The 17,822-nt window shown below is 70.4% G+C and carries 14 protein-coding genes; 8 read left to right on the top strand and 6 right to left on the bottom strand.

The window, feature by feature from the left end:
* The first annotated feature begins 47 nt into the window (after window positions 1–47).
* The gene (locus Pth03_RS27620; protein WP_203947323.1) at window positions 48–1,256 is read left to right on the top strand and encodes an FAD-dependent oxidoreductase; all 1,209 of its coding nucleotides are present in this window, start codon (window positions 48–50) and stop codon (window positions 1,254–1,256) included.
* 59 nt (window positions 1,257–1,315) lie between these two features.
* A complete protein-coding gene (locus Pth03_RS27615) occupies window positions 1,316–2,650 on the top strand; it encodes a class II 3-deoxy-7-phosphoheptulonate synthase (protein ID WP_444544178.1) in 1,335 nt (444 codons plus the stop codon).
* Between the two features lie 56 nt (window positions 2,651–2,706).
* Here the strand turns inward: Pth03_RS27615 and Pth03_RS27610 are convergent, their stop codons facing one another.
* Window positions 2,707–3,093 carry a thioredoxin family protein gene (locus Pth03_RS27610; RefSeq protein WP_203947322.1) on the bottom strand — a complete coding sequence of 129 codons (387 nt, stop codon included), beginning with the start codon at window positions 3,091–3,093 and terminating at the stop codon, window positions 2,707–2,709.
* A 116-nt stretch (window positions 3,094–3,209) separates the two neighbouring features.
* Between Pth03_RS27610 and ctaD the strand changes: the two genes are divergently transcribed.
* Window positions 3,210–4,895, top strand: a complete 1,686-nt coding sequence (gene ctaD / locus Pth03_RS27605; protein WP_203947321.1) for an aa3-type cytochrome oxidase subunit I — start codon at window positions 3,210–3,212, stop codon at window positions 4,893–4,895.
* A 12-nt stretch (window positions 4,896–4,907) separates the two neighbouring features.
* On the opposite strand, the gene Pth03_RS27600 is transcribed toward ctaD, so the two are convergent.
* The gene (locus Pth03_RS27600) at window positions 4,908–7,346 is read right to left on the bottom strand and encodes an ExeM/NucH family extracellular endonuclease (protein WP_239119415.1); all 2,439 of its coding nucleotides are present in this window, start codon (window positions 7,344–7,346) and stop codon (window positions 4,908–4,910) included.
* Window positions 7,347–7,479: 133 nt separating this feature from the next.
* Window positions 7,480–7,944, bottom strand: a complete 465-nt coding sequence (locus tag Pth03_RS27595; RefSeq protein ID WP_203947320.1) for a universal stress protein — start codon at window positions 7,942–7,944, stop codon at window positions 7,480–7,482.
* 202 nt (window positions 7,945–8,146) lie between these two features.
* Between Pth03_RS27595 and Pth03_RS27590 the strand changes: the two genes are divergently transcribed.
* On the top strand, window positions 8,147–8,911 hold the full coding sequence (locus Pth03_RS27590) for a permease prefix domain 1-containing protein (protein WP_203947319.1): 765 nt from the start codon (window positions 8,147–8,149) through the stop codon (window positions 8,909–8,911).
* Here Pth03_RS27590 and Pth03_RS27585 read toward each other — a convergent pair.
* A complete protein-coding gene (locus Pth03_RS27585) occupies window positions 8,809–9,132 on the bottom strand; it encodes a PadR family transcriptional regulator (protein ID WP_203947318.1) in 324 nt (107 codons plus the stop codon). The two genes, Pth03_RS27590 and Pth03_RS27585, sit on opposite strands and share 103 nt — an antisense overlap.
* An 84-nt stretch (window positions 9,133–9,216) precedes the next feature.
* On the opposite strand from Pth03_RS27585, the gene Pth03_RS27580 reads away from it, so the two are divergent.
* The 4 genes from Pth03_RS27580 to cydC are packed head-to-tail and all read left to right on the top strand — an operon-like array spanning window position 9,217 to window position 14,677.
* Window positions 9,217–10,404, top strand: coding sequence for a cytochrome ubiquinol oxidase subunit I (locus Pth03_RS27580; protein WP_203947317.1), 1,188 nt, complete (start codon window positions 9,217–9,219; stop codon window positions 10,402–10,404).
* Window positions 10,405–10,417: 13 nt separating this feature from the next.
* Complete coding sequence (locus Pth03_RS27575) at window positions 10,418–11,173, top strand: cytochrome d ubiquinol oxidase subunit II (RefSeq protein WP_203947316.1); 756 nt, start codon at window positions 10,418–10,420, stop codon at window positions 11,171–11,173.
* A 17-nt stretch (window positions 11,174–11,190) separates the two neighbouring features.
* Window positions 11,191–12,981, top strand: coding sequence for a thiol reductant ABC exporter subunit CydD (cydD, locus tag Pth03_RS27570; protein ID WP_239119414.1), 1,791 nt, complete (start codon window positions 11,191–11,193; stop codon window positions 12,979–12,981).
* Complete coding sequence (gene cydC, locus Pth03_RS27565) at window positions 12,971–14,677, top strand: thiol reductant ABC exporter subunit CydC (protein ID WP_239119413.1); 1,707 nt, start codon at window positions 12,971–12,973, stop codon at window positions 14,675–14,677. Before cydD ends, cydC begins: the two co-directional genes overlap by 11 nt.
* 89 nt (window positions 14,678–14,766) lie before the next feature.
* Here cydC and Pth03_RS27560 read toward each other — a convergent pair whose 3' ends face one another.
* Window positions 14,767–15,903, bottom strand: a complete 1,137-nt coding sequence (locus tag Pth03_RS27560) for a S1C family serine protease (protein ID WP_239119412.1) — start codon at window positions 15,901–15,903, stop codon at window positions 14,767–14,769.
* A gap of 294 nt (window positions 15,904–16,197) precedes the next feature.
* Complete coding sequence (locus Pth03_RS27555; RefSeq protein WP_203947314.1) at window positions 16,198–17,733, bottom strand: AMP-binding protein; 1,536 nt, start codon at window positions 17,731–17,733, stop codon at window positions 16,198–16,200.
* Window positions 17,734–17,822 lie beyond the last annotated feature (89 nt).

Genomic DNA, 17,822 nt, shown 5'->3' with positions numbered 1-17,822 from the left:
GGCGGATCCCGCCGGTCGTGTGCCATGATTTCAATGGGTGATGAATTATGCGGACGACATGTGTGATCGCGGGCGGGGGCCCGGCGGGAGCCGTCTTGGCCCTCCTTCTCGCCCGTGCCGGCGTGGACGTGACGCTCCTGGAGAAGCACGGGGACTTCCTGCGCGACTTCCGCGGCGACACCATCCACCCGTCGACCCTCCAGGTGCTCGACGAGCTCGGTCTGGCGGAGCGGTTCCACCGGCTCCCCCACCGCAAGGTGCACTCCCTGGCGCTGCGGACCGACGACGCCGTCGTCCCCGTGGCCGACCTGCGCCGCCTTCCCGGCAGGTATCGCTACATCGCGTTCGTGCCGCAGTGGGACTTCCTCACGCTGATCACGACGGAGGCGAGCAGATATCCGAACTTCAGGCTCGTGATGAACGCCCACGTCACCGATCTCGTCAAGGAGGCGGGCGCGGTCCACGGCGTGCGCTACCACGACGAGTCGGGCCGTGAGCACGAGATCCGCGCGACGCTCACGGTCGGCGCCGACGGGCGCGGCTCCGACGTGCGGCGGGCCGCCGGGCTGGTGCCCAAGGAGTTCGGCGCTCCGATGGACGTCGTCTGGTTCCGCCTGCCGCGCCAGGACGACGACCCCGACCAGCCCTTCCTCCGCGCGTCCGGCAATCACCTGATGGTGGCGATCAACCGCGGGGACTACTGGCAGCTCGCGTACGTGATCCCCAAAGGGGGTTACGACGCGCTGGAGGCCGGCGGCATCGGCACGCTGCGCTCCACCGTGGCCGGGATGTTGCCGTTCCTGGCGGACGAGGTCGGCCGCCTGGCGGATTTCGGCGACGTGAGCGTGCTCCGGGTGGTCCTGAACAGGCTCCGCCGCTGGCACCTGCCGGGGCTGCTGCTCATCGGCGACGCGGCCCACGCCATGTCCCCGGTCTTCGGCGTCGGGATCAACCTCGCGGTGCAGGACGCCGTCGCCACGGCAAACATCGTGGGCCCCGCGCTGCAGAGCGGCCGGGCGCCCGAGTCGCTGCTGGCCCGGGTGGAGCGGCGCCGGAAGATCCCCACCGTGATCACCCAGACCGCCCAGCGCTTCGTGCAGGACCGTCTCATCGGCCCCACGCTCGACGCGAAGGACGTCACGCTGCCCCGCGACCTGTCCCGTCTGCCGGTCGTCAGCCGCCTCGCCCGCCGATTCGTGGGGCTCGGCGTTCTTCCCGAGCACGTACGGCTGGCCCCAACAGCGGTCCAAAAGTGATCTCACTACACGGACACCTGGAGGCGAACTGTGAGACAGGTGTCATAACCTAGTCTGTCGTGAGCTCTAAGCATCTCGACATGTGGCGTGACCTGCCTGCGGCCCAGCAGCCCGACTGGCCCGACCGCACCCACCTCGACAGGGTCGTCGACGAGCTGAAGACGCTGCCCCCGCTGGTGTTCGCGGGCGAGTGCGACCAGCTCAAGCAGAGCCTGGCCGCCGTCGCCAGGGGCGAGGCGTTCGTGCTCCAGGGCGGCGACTGCGCCGAGACCTTCGCCGGAGCGACCGCGGAGAACGTCCGCAACAAGCTCAAGACGCTGCTGCAGATGGCGATCGTGCTCACCTATGCGGGCCGGGTGCCGGTCGTCAAGATCGGCAGGCTGGCCGGCCAGTTCGCCAAGCCCCGCTCCAGCGGCTCGGAGACCCGCGACGGCGTGGAGCTCCCCGCCTACCGCGGCGACATGGTGAACGGGTTCGACTTCACCCCCGAGGCCCGCACGCCTGACCCGGGCAGGCTCCTGCGGGCCTACCACTCCTCCGCCGTCACGCTGAACCTCGCCCGCGCCTTCACCAAGGGCGGCTACGCCGACCTGCGCCAGGTGCACGCCTGGAACCAGGACTTCGTCGCCGAGTCGCCCGCCGGCCGTCGCTACGAGAAACTCGCCCGGGAGATCGACCAGGCCCTGGCGTTCATGCGCGCCTGCGGCGCCGAGCCAGAAGAGTTCCACACCGTGGAGTTCTACTCCTCCCACGAGGCCCTGATCCTCGACTACGACCGCGCGCTGACGCGGATCGACTCGCGGACGGGCCTGCCGTACGACGTGTCGGCCCACATGGTCTGGATCGGCGAGCGCACCCGGCAGCTCGACGGGGCACACGTGGAGTTCTTCAGCCGGATCCGCAACCCCATCGGGGTGAAGCTGGGCCCGACGACGACGCCCGAAGAAGCCATCGCGCTGATCGAGAAGCTGAACCCGGACAACGAGCCAGGCCGGCTGACCTTCATCAGCCGGATGGGGGCAGGCAAGGTCCGCGACGCCCTCCCGACGCTGGTGGAGAAGGTCAGGGCCAGCGGCGCCACGGTCGGGTGGATCTGCGACCCCATGCACGGCAACACCTTCGAGGCGCAGAGCGGCTTCAAGACCCGCCGCCTCGACGACGTCCTTGACGAGGTGGCGGGCTTCTTCGAGGTGCACCGCGCGCTCGGAACCCACCCCGGCGGCGTCCACATCGAGTTCACCGGCGACGACGTGACCGAGTGCGTCGGCGGCGGCCACGAGATCGCCGAAGAGGACCTGGCGCTGCGTTACGAGACGGCCTGTGATCCCCGCCTCAACCGTGGGCAGTCGCTCGACCTGGCCTTCCGGGTCGCCGAGCTGTACCGCTCCAGCTGATCCGATCCGCCCGGAGACCGGCCCTTGGGAACAGGGCCGGTCGGCCGGGCGAAGGCTCAGCCCTCCTGAGCGGTCGGAGCGGCCTGCGCGGTCTCCGCGGCGATCTCGGCACGGATCGCGTCCATGTCCAGGTTGCGCACCTGGCTGATCAGGCTCTCCAGGGCGGGCCCGGGGAGCGCGCCCGGCTGGGCGAAGACCACGATTCCGTCCTTGACGGCCATGATCGTGGGGATGGCCGTGATGTCGAAGCCCTGCGCGAGCGCGGGCTGGGCCTCAGTGTCGATCTTGCCGAACGTGATGTCGGCGTGCTCCTGAGAGGCCTTCTCGTAGATCGGGGCGAAGCTGCGGCAGGGGCCGCACCACGACGCCCAGAAGTCCAGCAGCACGATGCCCTTGTCGGCGATCTCGTTGAAATTCTGCTCGGTTACCTCGATGGTCGCCACTGGGCGACTCCTTTCTTCCGGTTCCAGGATGCACAACCAAGGAAGCGATCTCAGCATTCCACGTGGTGGTGCCGGGTATCAGGGACACGCGACCTCCTCGCAAAAGGAGCAACCGCATGACCACTCAGGCCGTACGGCCCGTCCCTGAGCGCGACCGGTCGATCGGCGCGCTGCTCGCGTCCTGGCTGTCCAGCACCGACCACAAGGTGATCGGGCACATGTACCTGATCGCCTCGTTCGGCTTCTTCCTCATCGGCGGCCTGGCGGCGATGGTGATCCGCGCGGAGCTGGTCGAGCCGGGGATGCAGTTCGTCGACCTGCAGCGCTACAACGAGATGTTCACCATCCACGGCACGATCATGCTGCTGCTCTTCGCGACGCCGCTGTTCGCGGGGTTCGCCAACGAGATCATGCCGCTGCAGATCGGCGCCCCGGACGTGGCCTTCCCCCGGCTCAACATGGTCAGCTTCTGGCTGTTCCTGTTCGGCGGCGTGATGGTGCTCAGCGGATTCGTGGCCGGCGGTCCGCCGGCCTTCGGCTGGACGGCCTATTCGCCGCTGAACAGCCGGACCTTCAGCCCTGAGCCCGGCGCCGACCTGTGGATCATGGGACTGGCGTTGTCCGGCCTCGGCACCATCCTCGGGGCCGTCAACTTCATCACGACGATCATCACCATGCGGGCCCCGGGCATGCACATGTTCCGCATGCCGATCTTCACGTGGAACGTGTTCTTCACCTCGATCCTGGTGCTGCTGGCCTTTCCGGTGCTGGCCGCCGCGCTGCTCGTGCTGGAGGCCGACCGCAAGCTGGGCGCCCGGATCTACGACTCGGCCACCGGCGGCCCGCTGATCTGGCAGCACCTCTTCTGGTTCTTCGGGCACCCCGAGGTCTACATCGTGGCCCTGCCCTTCTTCGGCATCATCACGGAGATCATTCCCGTCTTCAGCCGCAAGCCCCTGTTCGGCTACATCGGCATGGTGGGGGCGACGATGGCGATCACCGGGCTCTCGATGACGGTGTGGGCCCACCACATGTTCGCCACCGGCCAGGTGCTGCTGCCGTTCTTCTCGGTCATGTCCTTCCTGATCGCGGTGCCGACCGGGGTGAAGTTCTTCAACTGGACCGGCACGATGTGGCGCGGGCACCTCACCTTCGAGACTCCCATGCTGTGGGCGGTCGGGTTCCTCGCCACGTTCCTGCTCGGCGGGCTCACCGGCGTCATCCTCGCCTCGCCCCCGCTGGACTTCCACGTGACCGACAGCTACTTCGTCGTCGCCCACTTCCACTACGTGCTCTTCGGCACCGTCGTGTTCGCGATGTTCGGCGGGTTCTACTTCTGGTGGCCCAAGTTCACCGGGACGATGCTCAACGAAACCCTCGGGAAGATCCACTTCTGGATGGTCTTCATCGGCTTCCAGGTGACGTTCCTCGTCCAGCACTGGCTCGGCATCAGCGGGATGCCCCGCCGGTACGGCGACTACTCCCCCGTCGACGGCTTCACGACGCTCAACATGCTGTCCAGCGCCGGCGCGTTCCTGCTGGGGGCCTCGAACCTGCCGTTCTTCTACAACATCTGGCTCACGGCGCGGCGCGGCGAACGGGTGACCGTGAACGACCCCTGGGGCAACGGCAACTCACTGGAGTGGATCACCACGTGCCCGCCGCCGCGCCACAACTTCCATTTCCTGCCGCCGATCCGGTCGGAGCGACCGGCCTTCGACATGCGCTATCCGCGGCTGGCCCGCCAGGCGCAGGGGCCCGCCGCCGGGAAGGGGGACCTCCCCGGCCCGGCGGCGGGCTGAAGGCGATCCGCGTCAGCTCAGGTCGAGCCCGAACAGCAGCGGGTCGTGGTCGGAGGAGCGGAAGGCCCCCGGCGAGTACAGCGACGGCGGGTTGAACTCGGTGTTGTAGTCCATGAACCGGCCCTCGTCGGCGTTGATGTGCCAGATCGTGGCCCCGGTCACCTTCTTGAGCAGCTGCTTGCCGACCAGCACGTGGTCCAGCTCGCCCGACAGGCTGTCGAAGACGTAGCTGTAGCGGTCCTGCTTGTCGATGAACTTCTTGCTCACGCTGGTGAGCTGCCCGGCCTCCAGGACGTGCATCGGGTCCTCCTCGCCGTAGGCGTTGAGGTCGCCGGCCACGACCGGGTTGGGCAGGTTGAACGTGTCGATCAGCCCGAGCACGGCCTGCGACTGGCGCACGCGCTCGGCGTTGAAGCAGCTCTGACCGTCACCCTGGTCGAGGTCCGCCCCGGTCGCGCCGTCGCAGCCCTTCGACTTGAAGTGGTTGACGATCATGGTGAACACCTTGCCGTCGTCGTTGTCCCTGGTGCGCTGGAACATCTGGATCAGCGGCGGCCGGCGGAACACCGGGTCCGTGGAGGACTGGGCCGCGCCCACGGGCCTCACCACGGCGGGCTTGTAGATCAACGCGACCCGAATGGCGTCCGTTCCGGCGACCGGCCCGACGATCCCCTTGTAGGTGCCGGCGCCCACCTCGGCGTTCAGGGCGTCGACCAGCGCGTTCAGCGCGGTGGTGCCGTTGTTCTCGACCTCCATGAGGCCGGCCACGTCCGGGTTGAGGCCCTTCAGCGTGGCGACGAGCTTGGCGAGCTGGCGCTGCTTCTCCCCGTCGGTGTTGGCGCCGCGCGAGTTCAGCGTCGTGAACCAGTTGAGGGTGTTGAGACTCGCCACACGGACGTTGCCGCCCACCTTGGCCGGCGGGGCGGGGCGGGGGTTGTCGGCCGTGAAGACGACCGGCGAGGTCGGCTCCACCCGGTAGAGGTCGAACCCGTAGGTCAGGATGCCGGTCAGCCCGGTCGTCCCGTCGCCCACGCGCACGGTGTTGGAGCCGTTCGTGTGGTACGGCAGGACCGGCGGGTTCTGCACGTTGGATCCGTCGTCCAGCAGGATGCGGCGAGCGTCGTTGTCGGCCGGGTCGACGCCGTCACGGTCGGTCGGCTGGAAGAGCCGGCCCTTGGTCGACAGGGTCATCTCGCCGAAGCGGCCCAGGTTGTAGACCTCGGAGACGGTGAGCGTCTGGGGGAAGGTGACGAGCACGCCCTCCAGCGACTCGAGGGTCTTACCCGAGGCGAGGGGCAGGTTGACCTTCGTGGTCTTGACCGTGCCGGTGCCGCAGACGTCCACGGCGGACACCGAGGACAGCTCGGTGAGGCCGTTGAACTCGGTGACGGTTCCGCTGACCCGCACCCGGTCGCCGAGGGCGGCGGGCGTGGAGGTGAACACGAACACCGCGTCGGAGGTGGCCGGGTCGGCGTCCGGCGTCGGGTCCTGAATGTAGAACCCGCTCAGCTGGTTGGTGCCCTGGAAGTCGGCGGTCACCACTCCCTCGACCCTGACCTTCTGGCCGGCCAGCGGCGAGGCGTCACCGGATCCCTGGACCTCGGCGATCTCCCGCGTCACCGGCACCGCGCACGACGACGGATCGTCCGGCGTCGGAGTGGGGGTCGGCGTGGGCGTCGGGGTCGGGGTGTCCGACGGTGTCGGCGTCGGGGTGGGGCTGGGGGTCGCACCGCCGCAGGGGGCGGCGGCGGTCGCGGAGTTGCGCGGCGCGGGCGCCGCGGCCGCGAAGTCGGCCGCGTTGTCGTCGGTGTCGGCGCAGCCGCCGTCCTTGCGGATCGCGGCGGTGGAGTTGGTCAGCGCGGGGGCCGCGGCGCCCTCGAAGTAGTTGGCCGTGCCGTACCCGACGAGGTCGGCGATCTGGGCCGTCTGCTCGGGGGTGCACGGGATGGAGCCGCCGTTGCAGGCCAGGCCGGTGGCCGAGCGGACCAGCGCGACCTTGCCGGCCGTGCCGCTCAGGGCCAGGTTCCCGGTGGTGTCCGCGGGCGGGAGCGGTCCACTGGGAGTCGCGCCCGCCGAGAGCTGGACGAGGTGGAAGCGCCCCGGTGCGAGGGAGCCCGCCAGATCCACCTTGTTGGAGGCGAACGCCCCGGTGCCGGTGGCGCTGGCGTACTGGACCGACCAGCCGTCCAGCGAGACGGTGTCCGCGCTGCGGTTGAACAACTCGACGTAGTCGTTGGTCAGCGGAGCGCCGCTGTTGCCGCCTCCGCCGTACACCTGGCTGATCACCACGGTGCCGGGCTCGGCGGACGCGGGGGTCAGCGAGACGACGGTGATGCCGACGGCCATGACGCCGACCGCCGCGACCGCGGCAGCGGTGCGGAGAACGCGCCTGGACGACGGCCACCGAAGACGGCCGCGGGCATGCTCATAAGCACGGGATAAAGGAACCATGACCCGGACTTTATGAGCACATGACCGGCACGGCCGGTCTTAAAGGTGACTACAGAATGAAATCGTATGAACTTGCCAACAGGTGAAGCTGCGGGACGTACGTGTCATGCCATTGCGCGATCCCGGGTTCGTCTCAGCCGGTCTTGGCGAGCATTCCTGTGCGCTCGTGCTCCATTCCGGGCAGCACCACGACGACCGGGCAGTGCGCCCGCAGAAGACAGGCGGCCACGACCGGGTTGATCATCGGGTACGGCCCGGCGGCCGCCTCGTCGGACCCGAGCACGAGGAGGTCTGCGCCGGCGGCGGCGTTCAGCAGCACCTGGGCGGGCGGCCCCTCGATGACGGCGGACTCCACGTGCGCCCCGCCCAGCTCCCGGACGGCCCGCTCGGCCATCTCGGCGGCGTCCCTGCGCTCGTCCTCACGGGAGACCCGGCCGGCCAGCGGCGCGTACGGGGCGTGGTAGCCACCCGACCACTCCCAGGCGTACACCGCGCGCACCCGAGCGCCCCGCAGGCGGCCCTCGGCCGCGGCCCAACGCAACGCGGCGGCCGACGCCGCCGAGCCGCTGATGCCCACCACGATTTTCGCCTGATCCACAGTCCGCCTCACTCTCCGCCCCTAGATTCTCCTACGCGGATTAATGAGGTGTTGCCAGGCCGAAACGACCAAAAGACAAAATATCTGGAATCGACTAAGGGTCAGGGTCAGGGTTCACCCCGATGGCGCATTTCCCTGATCGCCCATACGCTGACGGCGCTCCCGGGGAAGGCGGCTTGGGAGGGAAACCCGGGGAGGGCGGATGGCGGTCAGAGGTCCGATCGACGACTACGTGATCGGGCTGCGCCGCGCCCTCCACGGGCCCGTCCGGGCGAAGCGCGACCTGCTCGCCGAGGCGCGTGACGGCCTCGCCGACGCCGCGCTGGCCTACGCGGACGAGGGGTACGACCGGGCGGAGGCCGAGCGGCTCGCCGTGGCCGACTTCGGGTCGGTGGCCGAGGTCGCCCCGGCCTTCCAGGAGGAGCTCGCGGTGGCGCAGGGCCGCAGGACCGCCGCCCTGCTGTTCGTGAGCGTTCCCGTGACGGCGCTGATGTGGAGCCTGATCTGGAAGGTCTTCCCCGAACCCGTCGCCGCGCCCGCCCCGCCGTGGTGGTTCTGGACCGTCAGCAGGATCATCGACTACACCCAGCTCGCGACGGGACTGGCGGCCGGTCTCGCGTTGTTCGCGTTCGGGCGGGGGCTGCGGGTGGTGCGGCGGCCGAGGGTGCTCACCCGGGTGCTGGGCATCGCCGTGCTGACCCAGATCCTCGTCACCGCCGTGCTGGGCACGGCTCTCGCGCAGGGCGCGGGCGGGCCTCCGGGGTTCGTCGACTACGCCCCCGGAGTGGCCCTCTCACTGATCACCTACGCCCTGTCGGCCTGGCAGCTGCTCAGCGCGGCGCTCTGCGTCCGCCACAGCCGCGTTCACCGCGACGGGTCGAGCACGCTGCCGATCGCCGTCGTGAACGAATTCCACGCCGAACGCTCCCCCGCGAGCGCCGCGCGCCCCGAGTCGGTCAGGCGGTAGGTGCGCCGCTTGCGGCCGCCCTCCGTGGCCCACTCGCTCGTCAGCCAGCCCATCCGCTCCAGCCGGCGCAACGCCGGGTAGACGGTGCCGGTCGGCACGTCGAGAGCGCCGCCGCTGCGCTCGCGCAGGGCCTCGATGATGGCGTAGCCGTGCAGGGGTTCATGCTCCACCACGGACAGCAGCAGGGCGTCCATGTGCCCCCGCAAAGAGTCGGCGTTCACGGCCGAAGCCTATCCCGGTTCGTCATGCAGACAGCCTACATGTAGGCTGTCTATATGTAGACCCCCTACGCATCGAGGAGCCTCGTGGACGTCGTCGACCTCGCCCGGATGCAGTTCGCCGTCACGGGCGGCCTGCACTTCCTGTTCGTCCTGCTGACGCTCGGACTGGCCCCCCTCGTCGCGATCATGCACACCCGCTATGCGGCCGGCGGGAACCCGCTGCACGAGCGCATGACCCGTTTCTGGGGCCAGATCTACGTGATCAACTACGCGCTCGGCATCTTCACCGGCCTGGTCATGGAGTTCCAGTTCGGGCTGAACTGGAGCGGCCTTTCGCACTACGCGGGCGACGTCTTCGGCGCACCGCTCGCCATCGAGACGCTGGTCGCCTTCTTCCTGGAGTCCACGTTCCTCGGGTTATGGATCTTCGGCTGGCACCGGCTGCCCAAGGCGCTCCATGTGGCCTGCATCTGGCTGGTAACGCTGACCGCCTATGCGTCGGCCTTCTGGATCATGGTGGCCAACTCGTTCCTCCAGCACCCCGCGGGCGCGGTCGAGCAGGGCGGACGCCTCGTGCTACGCGACTTCGGCGCCCTGCTCACCAACCCGAGCCTGGTCTTCGCGCTCCCCCACGTGATCAGCGCCGGCCTGTGGGCGGGCGGCTTCGTCGTCATGGGCGCCAGCGCCTACCACCTGTTCCGGCGCACCCCCGAGCGGGAGTTCTTCACCCGGTCCCTGCGGCTGGGCGTCTGGACGTCGTTCATCGGGTCGTTGTTCACCGTCGGGTTCGGATACGCGCAGTTCGGCGTGATCGAGTCGGTGCAGCAGGGCAAGTTCGACGGCGCCGTGCCCGGAGGCGCGCTCGGGCTGATGATCACGATCGGCCAGCTCGGCCAGTTCGCCGTGATGTTCGTCCTGCTGCCCTTGCTGATCAAGAACTGGATCGCCCGCTGGCGCTGGCTCCACCCCGTGCTGATGCTGATCGTCCCGCTGCCGTTCGTCGCGGCCATCGCCGGCTGGCTCGTGCGTGAGGTGGGCCGCCAGCCCTGGCTCGTGTACGGCAGGCTCTCCGTCGCCGACGCCATGACGCCAGGCCTGTCCAAGGCCGCTGTCACCGGCTCCTTCGCCGCCTTCGCCGGCGTGCTCGGCCTGCTCGCGCTCGTCGACTACCTGCTGATCGCCCGTGCCGTACGGCGGGGGCCGGGGCAGGTGGCCCTCGGCATGCCGGACCGGCCCGCCGACCCCGCGCCCGTGCCCGCCCACTCCCTCTGAGGACCACACGACCATGGAGATCTTCTGGTTCGGCGTGCTCGCCGCCTTGCTGCTCGGCTATTTCGCCCTCGAAGGCTTCGACATCGGGCTCGGCATCCTGCTGCCCGTGCTGGGACGCTCGCAGGACGCCCGCGACCGGCTGGTCGGTGCGATGGCGCCCTTCGTCCTGGCCGGCGAGGTGTGGCTGGTGGCGGTGGCCGGCGTGCTGTTCGGCGCCTTCCCCTCCCTGGAGGGCGAGGTGCTCAGCGGACTCTACCCCCTGGTGGTGACGCTGCTGCTGTCGTGGATCGTCCGGGACGCCGGCCTGTGGTTCCGCCGCAGGGCCGACGGAGCGATCTGGCGCCGGGTGTGGGACGCCGCGGTCTGCCTCGGCTCCACCGGGCTGGCCCTGACCTGGGGCGTGATCCTGGTCGCACTCGCCAACGGGCTGTCGGCTCCCCCGCTCGCCGGCGTCGCCGCCGGGATCGTGGTCGCCCTGGCGTTCTGCCTGCACGGCTGGACCTTCGCGGCATGGCGGCTGCCCGGCGACCCGGCCGTACGCGGGGCCAGGCGCAGCGGGCGCGCCCTCCTGCTGAGCGCCTGCGCCGCCGCGGCGCCCGCCGCCCTGGCCCTGGCCGCCGTGGGCTCCGGGGTCGTCGGCTACGCCGCCCCGCCCGAGACACTGACCACCCTCGGTGCGATCGTGTTGCCATGCGCACCGATCCTGATCGGGGCGCAAATATGGGTGTGGCGCACCTTCCGCAGGGGCGCTCTGCCGACGTTCTTCTGAGCGTGCTCGTCTAGGTCGTGATTGGGGCGGCGTTGCACAAGGACCTGCTGCGGCTCGCGCGATCCGAAGGGACCGTCCGTCTCCACCTCGTCGCCTGCCTTGCGGCGGCGGTCGCGGCCGGGGTCCTCGTGCTCGTGCAGGCCGAACTACTGGCCGGGGTGTTGTCCGGCCGCTTCGCCGTGGCCGCCCTCTTCCCCCTGGCCCTCGTCGTCGCGGCGCGGGGACTGCTCGGCTGGGCGCGCGGCGTCTTCGCGGGCCGTACGGCCACCGCGCTCAAGACGGCGCTGCGCCGCAGGCTTCTGCCGCGCTTCGGCGAGCCCGACGCGGGCTCCCGGCGCTCCGGCGAGCTGGTCACGCTGGCCGGCCGCGGGCTCGACGCCCTCGATCCCTACCTGACGGGCTACCTGCCCGCGGTGGCCGTCGCGGGGGTCGTCCCGATCGCGGTCGTGGTGCGGCTCTTCGTGGCCGACCTGGAGACCGCGATCATCGTGCTGGTCACGCTGCCCCTCATTCCGGTCTTCGGCGCGCTCGTGGGCTGGACCACCCGGGCGGTGACCCAGCGCCAGTGGGAGGCCCTCAGCCGGCTGGGCGGCCACTTCCTCGACGTCGTGCGCGGCCTGCCGACGTTGCGGGCCTTCGGCCGGGCCCGCCACCAGGCCTCGGTGATCCGCGAGGTCGCCGCGGCCCACCGGACGGCGACCATGCGGACCCTCCGGGTCGCCTTCCTGTCGTCGCTGGTGCTGGAGCTCGTCGCATCGTTGTCGCTCGCCCTGGTGGCCGTACCCGTGGGCCTGCGGCTGCTGTCGGGCTCCCTCGACCTGCACACCGCGCTGCTCGTGCTGCTGCTCGCCCCCGAGGCCTACCTCCCGCTGCGCATGATGGGCACCACCTTCCACGCATCGATGGAGGGGGTCGCCGCCGCCGACCAGGCCTTCTCCGTCATCACCCCTCCCCTCTCGCGTGATCATGCAGAAGTTCGCGGGCAGGCCCCCGACCTGCACGAACCTGTCCGTGATCATGCAGAAGTTCGACCACAAGCCTCCAACCTGCGTGAACGCGTGCGTGATCATGCAGAAGTTCGGCCGCAGCTCGCCGGCCTGCGCAAACGCGTCCGTGATCATGCACCGCCCGGGATACGGCTGGACGGCGTCACCGTGCGCTACCCCGGCCGCGAGGACGCCGCGCTCGACTCCGTCACGCTCGACATCGCCCCCGGCGAGCGGGTGGCGATCGTGGGCCCCAGCGGAGTGGGGAAGAGCACGCTGCTCCACCTGCTGCTCGGGTTCGTCCAGCCGTCCGAAGGCCGGGTGCTGATCGACGGCGACGACCTCGCCGGTCTCGACCTCGACCTGTGGCGGCTGCGCCTCGCGTTCGTGCCGCAGCGGCCCCACCTGTTCGCCGCGACCGTCGCCGCCAACATCGCCCTGGGCTCGTCCGCCTCCCCCGAGGAGATCCGTACGGCTGCCGCGGCCGCCCAGGCGGCCGAGTTCGCCGAGGCCCTGCCGCAGGCGTATAAGACAGAGCTCGGCGAGCGCGGCGCGAACCTGTCGGCGGGGCAACGCCAGCGGATCGCGCTGGCCCGGGCGTTCTGCCGCCCGTCGGCCGAGGTGCTGTTGCTCGACGAGCCGACGGCGCGCCTGGACGGCAGGAGCGAGTCGGCCATCGTGGAGGCCACCCGGCGGTTGTCGGCGGGCCGCACGGCCCTCATCGTCGCCCACCGTCCCGCCATGATCGAGCTGGCCGACCGGGTCGTCCGCCTAAACGACCACGCACGCGTGCCCGCAGGCGGTGACCCGCATGCGTCGTGAACGGCCCCTGCGATTCCTCGCACCCGGAATGGCCCGCAGGCTCGCCGTCGCCACCCTCGCCGGCGCGGCCGCGGATCTCGCCGGAATCGCGCTGATCGCCTGCGCCGCCTGGATGATCACCAGAGCCGCGCAGCAACCGCCCCTGGCGGCGCTGTCGGTCGCGATCGTGGCGGTCCGCGCCTTCGCCACCACGCGCGGGCTCTTCCGATACGGCGAACGCCTGTCCGGGCACGACGTCGCGCTGCGGGCGCAGGCGGGCACCCGCGAACACCTCTACAGGGCGCTCATCCCCGCGGGACCGCTGCCGCGCCGGGGCGCCGACCTGCTCAGCCGGATGGTCGACGACACCGACGCGGTGCAGGACCTGCTCGTAAGGTGCCTGCTGCCCGCCCTCGCGGCGCTGCTCGCCGGGACCGCGGCGGTCGTCGTCGCCGCCGTCGTGCTGCCCGGGGCCGCGCTCGTGCTGGCGGCGGGGCTGCTGGTCGCGGGCGCGCTCCTGCCCGCCGGCACGGCGGTCGCCGCCCGCAGGTGGTCGGCCCGCATCGCGCCGGCCAGGGCCGACCTGGCCGCGCGCGCCGCCGACCTCGTGCACGGGGCGGCCGACCTCGCCGCCTACGGCGCGCAGGGCCAGGCCCTCGCCGCCGGGATGCGCGCCGACGAGCGGCTCGCCGCGCTGGAGCGCGGGCGCTCGCGCGTCGACGCCGCGGGCCTCGGCCTGGGAGTGCTCGTGCAGGGCCTGACCGTCGTCGCCGTCGTGCTGGCCGCGTCCGCCGCCGACCTGGACGGCGTCGCCACGGCCGTGCTGGCCTTGACCTCCCTGGTCGCCTTCGAACCGGTGCTGCCGCTCGCGGCGGCCGGCGAACGCTTCGCCGGAGTGCTCGCGGCACTGAGGCGGCTGCGGGAGATCGCCGCGACGCCTCCCGCCGTGGCCGAACCCGCCCGGCCCGCCGCGCCGCCTGAACCCCCGCTGACCGTGGAGATCGAGGACCTCGTCGTACGGCACGGCGATCGGGAGCCCGCGCTCAACGGGGTGAGCCTGCGGCTGGAGCCTGGCAGCCGGGTCGCCGTCGTGGGCCCGAGCGGTGCGGGGAAGAGCACGCTGCTGGCCGCCCTCATGCGCACGGTCGACATCGAATCCGGACATATCCGCATCAACGGGCTGGACATCCGGGAGTACGACTCCGACGACGTGCGCGCGCGGATGACGGGGCTGACTCAGGACCCATACGTGTTCCAGGCCACGCTGCGCGACAACCTCAAGCTCGCGGGGCCCTCCTCCTCCGACGACGACCTGGCCCATGCCGTACGGCGGGCCCGGCTGGACGGGTGGGCGGAGCGCACCGGGTGGGACACCATGCTGGGCGAAGACGGCAGAACGGTCTCCGGCGGGCAGCTCCAACGTCTCGCGCTCGCGCGGGCCCTGCTGTTCGACCCGCAGGTGCTGCTGCTCGACGAGCCCGCCGAGGCCCTCGACGAGGAGACCGCCGACGCGCTGCTGGCCGATCTGCTCGACACGACGCGGGGCCGTACGACGCTGATGGTGACCCACCGGCTCCGCGGGCTGGAGCAGGTGGACCAGATCGTCGTGCTCGAGGCCGGCCGGGTCGCCCAGCGCGGAACCCATGCCGAGTTGGTCGCGACGCCGGGGTACTACCGGGACATGTGGGAGTCGGAGGCCATGATCCGGCGCCCCTGAAGACAGCGCTGTAAAACCCCGCTGAACGGCGAAACGGCATCGCCGGCGGGAGCCGCCGGCGATGCCGTCCTGAATGGTGTCGTGATCGGTCAGCTGGTGGCCGTCTGCTCCGCGAGGGTGAGCGTGACGGTCGAGGTCTTGCCGTTGCGGGAGTAGGTGATGGCCACCTTGTCCCCGGGACGGGAGCTGCGGACCGCGCCGACCAGCGTCTCCGCGCTGTCGACCACCGTGTCGTTGACCTTGGTGATCAGGTCGCCGTCCTGGAGGCCCGCCTTCTCCGCCGGGCTGCCCGCGGTGATCGAACTGACCACAGCGCCGGCCGCGTCGCCGGTCGCGTCGGCCACGCTCACGCCCAGGAAGGCGTGCGTCGCCCTGCCGGTCTTGATCAGCTGATCGGCGACCAGCTTGGCGGTGTTGATCGGGATCGCGAAGCCCACGCCGATGTTGCCCGAGCTCTGCCCGGACGTCGCGATCGCGGTGTTGACGCCGATGACCTGGCCGGCCGCGTTCACCAGAGCTCCGCCCGAGTTACCCGGGTTGATGGCCGCGTCCGTCTGGATCATGCCGCCGATGGTCGCGCCCTGGGTCTGCTGCTGCTGTTGTCCGCCGAACGGGAACCCCGGCTGCTGCGGCTCGTCGTCGCCCTCGGTGAGGGTGCGGTCGAGGGCGCTCACGATGCCCGAGGTAACCGAGCCCTCCAGTCCGAGCGGGCTGCCGATCGCGAGCACCGCGTCGCCGACCTGGGCCTTGTCGCTGTCGCCGAGCGAGGCCGGAGTCAGGCCCGACACGCCCTGCGCCTGGACGACGGCGAGGTCGGTGGTGGGATCGGTGCCCTTCACCGTCGCCGAGGCCGTCCGGCCGTCGCTGAACTTGACCTTCACCGTGCCCTGGTCGGCCACGTCGGCCACCACATGGTTGTTGGTCAGGATCAGTCCGTCGGCCGAAAGGATCACGCCGGAACCCTCACCGCCGCCTTGCGGCGTGGTCACCCTGATCGACACGACTGACGGCATGATGTTCTTGGCCACCTGCGCGATCGTGTTCACCGAGGTGTCCGACGCCGGGCTGACGAGCGGGCTGGAGATGACCGTCTGGCCGCCGTTACTGGCGTTGGCGACGAGGGCCCCTGTCGCCCCGCCGCCGATGGCCACGACGGCGAGGGCAAGCCCTGTCAGCACCTTGTGCCTGCCGGACATGGTCGGCTTGGCCGGAGGCGCCGGGGGCACCTGTCCGCCGAAAGGCGCCGTGTCATACGGTCCATAGCCTCCATACGAGCCATAGGCACCGCCGTACTGCCCCTGCTGCGGAGGAGTCCTGCCAAACTGGCTCCACCCGCTACCGGGGAGCACTTCGGTGTCGTTTCCGCGACCCTGCTCTTCTGAGCTCATCGCCAACCCCCTCATTGGATCTGCCGGTCATCCGGCTCTCCGCCGGTACACCACTACGATGGCAAATCCTCGATAAGGTCACGCTAAGCGATCAGCGGTGACCCCCGGCGGAAACCGCATGCGGTTCTTATGTCACGACGTCGAGGGCCAATACTCGTCCCTCAGATGGCGCTTGTACAACTTGCCCGTGGGATGCCGCGGAAGTTCGTCGCGGAAATCCACCGATTTGGGGCATTTGTAATGCGCCAAGTGCTCGCGGCAGTACGCGATGAGCTCCGACTCCAGCTCGGGCCCGGCGTCGCCGGGAAATGCCGGCTGGACAACCGCCTTGACCTGTTCGCCCATCTCCTCGTCCGGAACGCCGAACACGGCGACGTCTGCCACCTTGGGATGGACGGACAGGACGTTCTCCGCCTCCTGCGGATAAACGTTCACTCCGCCCGAGATGATCATGTAGGCGCGGCGGTCGGTGAGATAGAGAAAACCCTCCTCGTCCACGTAGCCGATGTCGCCGAGCGTGGTCCACCCCCGGCCGCGCGGGTCCTGCGCCGCCCGGGTCTTGTCCGGGTCGCCGTGGTAGACGAACGCCGGCCCGCCTTCGATGAAGACCGTGCCGGGCTCGCCGGTGGGCAGCTCATCGCCCTCCTCGTCGCATATGCGGACCTGGCCGAGCAGGGGACGGCCGACGGTTCCCTTGTGCTCGAGCCACTCCCGCGAGCCCACGTAGAGGAAGCAGTTGCCCTCGGTGCCCGCGTAGTACTCGTGGACGATCGGGCCCCACCAGTCGATCATCTGCTCCTTCACCGGCACCGGGCAGGGGGCCGCCGCATGGATGGCGCAGGTCAGCGAGGACAGGTCGTAGCGCTTCCTGGCCTCGGGCGGCAGCTTGAGCATCTTGATGAACATCGTCGGCACCCACTGCGCGTGGGTGACCCGGTGGGCCTCGATGAGCCGCAGCGCCTCCTCCGGGTCGAAGCGCTCCATCACGACGACGGTCGCCCCGAACCGCAGGAAGTTCAGGCAGAACCGCAGCGGGGCCGCGTGATAAAGCGGGGCGGGTGACAGGTAGACGCTGTCGGCGGCCGGGGCGAACAGGAACTGGATGAGCCGCATCAGCGGACCGGCGACGTCCAGGGCCGCATGGCTGAGGGCGGGCTTCACCCCCTTTGGGCGCCCGGTGGTGCCGGAGGAGTAGAGCATGTCCATGCCCTGGCACTCGTCCTCGACGGGGGTGGCGGGCTGCGCCGACGTCGCCTCCTCGTAGGAGACGAAACCGGGGGCGACGCCGTCCAGCATCAGCCGCAACTCGACGCCGGGGGTCGCCTCGGCGACCGAGCTCGCCACGCCGGCCAGCTTCGCCGAGGAGATGAACACGCGTGCGCCGCAGTTGCCGATGACGTAGGCCAGCTCCTCCGGCTGGAGGTGCGAGCTGATCGCCGTGTAGTACAGCCCGCAGCGGTGGGCCGCCCAGGCGATGGTCAGGAACAGCGGGTGGTTCTCCAGCATGAACGCGACGTGATCGCCGGGCTGGAGGCCGGCGGCCCTGAAGAGGTGCGCCAGCCGGTTCGACTCCTCGTCGAACTCACGGTAGGTGATGACGCGGCCGGAGCCCGCCATGATCACCGCTGGCTTGTCCGGCGTCTGCGCCGCGAAGGCTCCCGGATGCATGGCAGAACATTACTCTGTGGCCTTCGTCACACACCAGCTCGAGCCGATTCGACGCCTTTCCGCACACGTACGGCTCGCGCCCCCGCGTG

Source organism: Planotetraspora thailandica (genome assembly GCF_016863335.1).
GTDB classification, from domain to species: Bacteria; Actinomycetota; Actinomycetes; order Streptosporangiales; family Streptosporangiaceae; genus Planotetraspora; species Planotetraspora thailandica.
Note: the sequence above shows the minus strand (reverse complement) of the source record. Positions and strands in the feature narration are given on the sequence as shown.

Excerpts from the sequence above, each read along its gene's own strand:
- Pth03_RS27590 (WP_203947319.1), top strand. The coding sequence starts at position 8,147 with ATGGCGGTCAGAGGTCCGATCGACGACTACGTGATCGGGCTGCGCCGC.
- Pth03_RS27620 (WP_203947323.1), top strand. The coding sequence starts at position 48 with ATGCGGACGACATGTGTGATCGCGGGCGGGGGCCCGGCGGGAGCCGTC.
- Pth03_RS27555 (WP_203947314.1), bottom strand. The coding sequence starts at position 17,733 with ATGCATCCGGGAGCCTTCGCGGCGCAGACGCCGGACAAGCCAGCGGTG.
- cydC (WP_239119413.1), top strand. The coding sequence starts at position 12,971 with ATGCGTCGTGAACGGCCCCTGCGATTCCTCGCACCCGGAATGGCCCGC.
- Pth03_RS27600 (WP_239119415.1), bottom strand. The coding sequence starts at position 7,346 with ATGGTTCCTTTATCCCGTGCTTATGAGCATGCCCGCGGCCGTCTTCGG.
- ctaD (WP_203947321.1), top strand. The coding sequence starts at position 3,210 with ATGACCACTCAGGCCGTACGGCCCGTCCCTGAGCGCGACCGGTCGATC.
- Pth03_RS27575 (WP_203947316.1), top strand. The coding sequence starts at position 10,418 with ATGGAGATCTTCTGGTTCGGCGTGCTCGCCGCCTTGCTGCTCGGCTAT.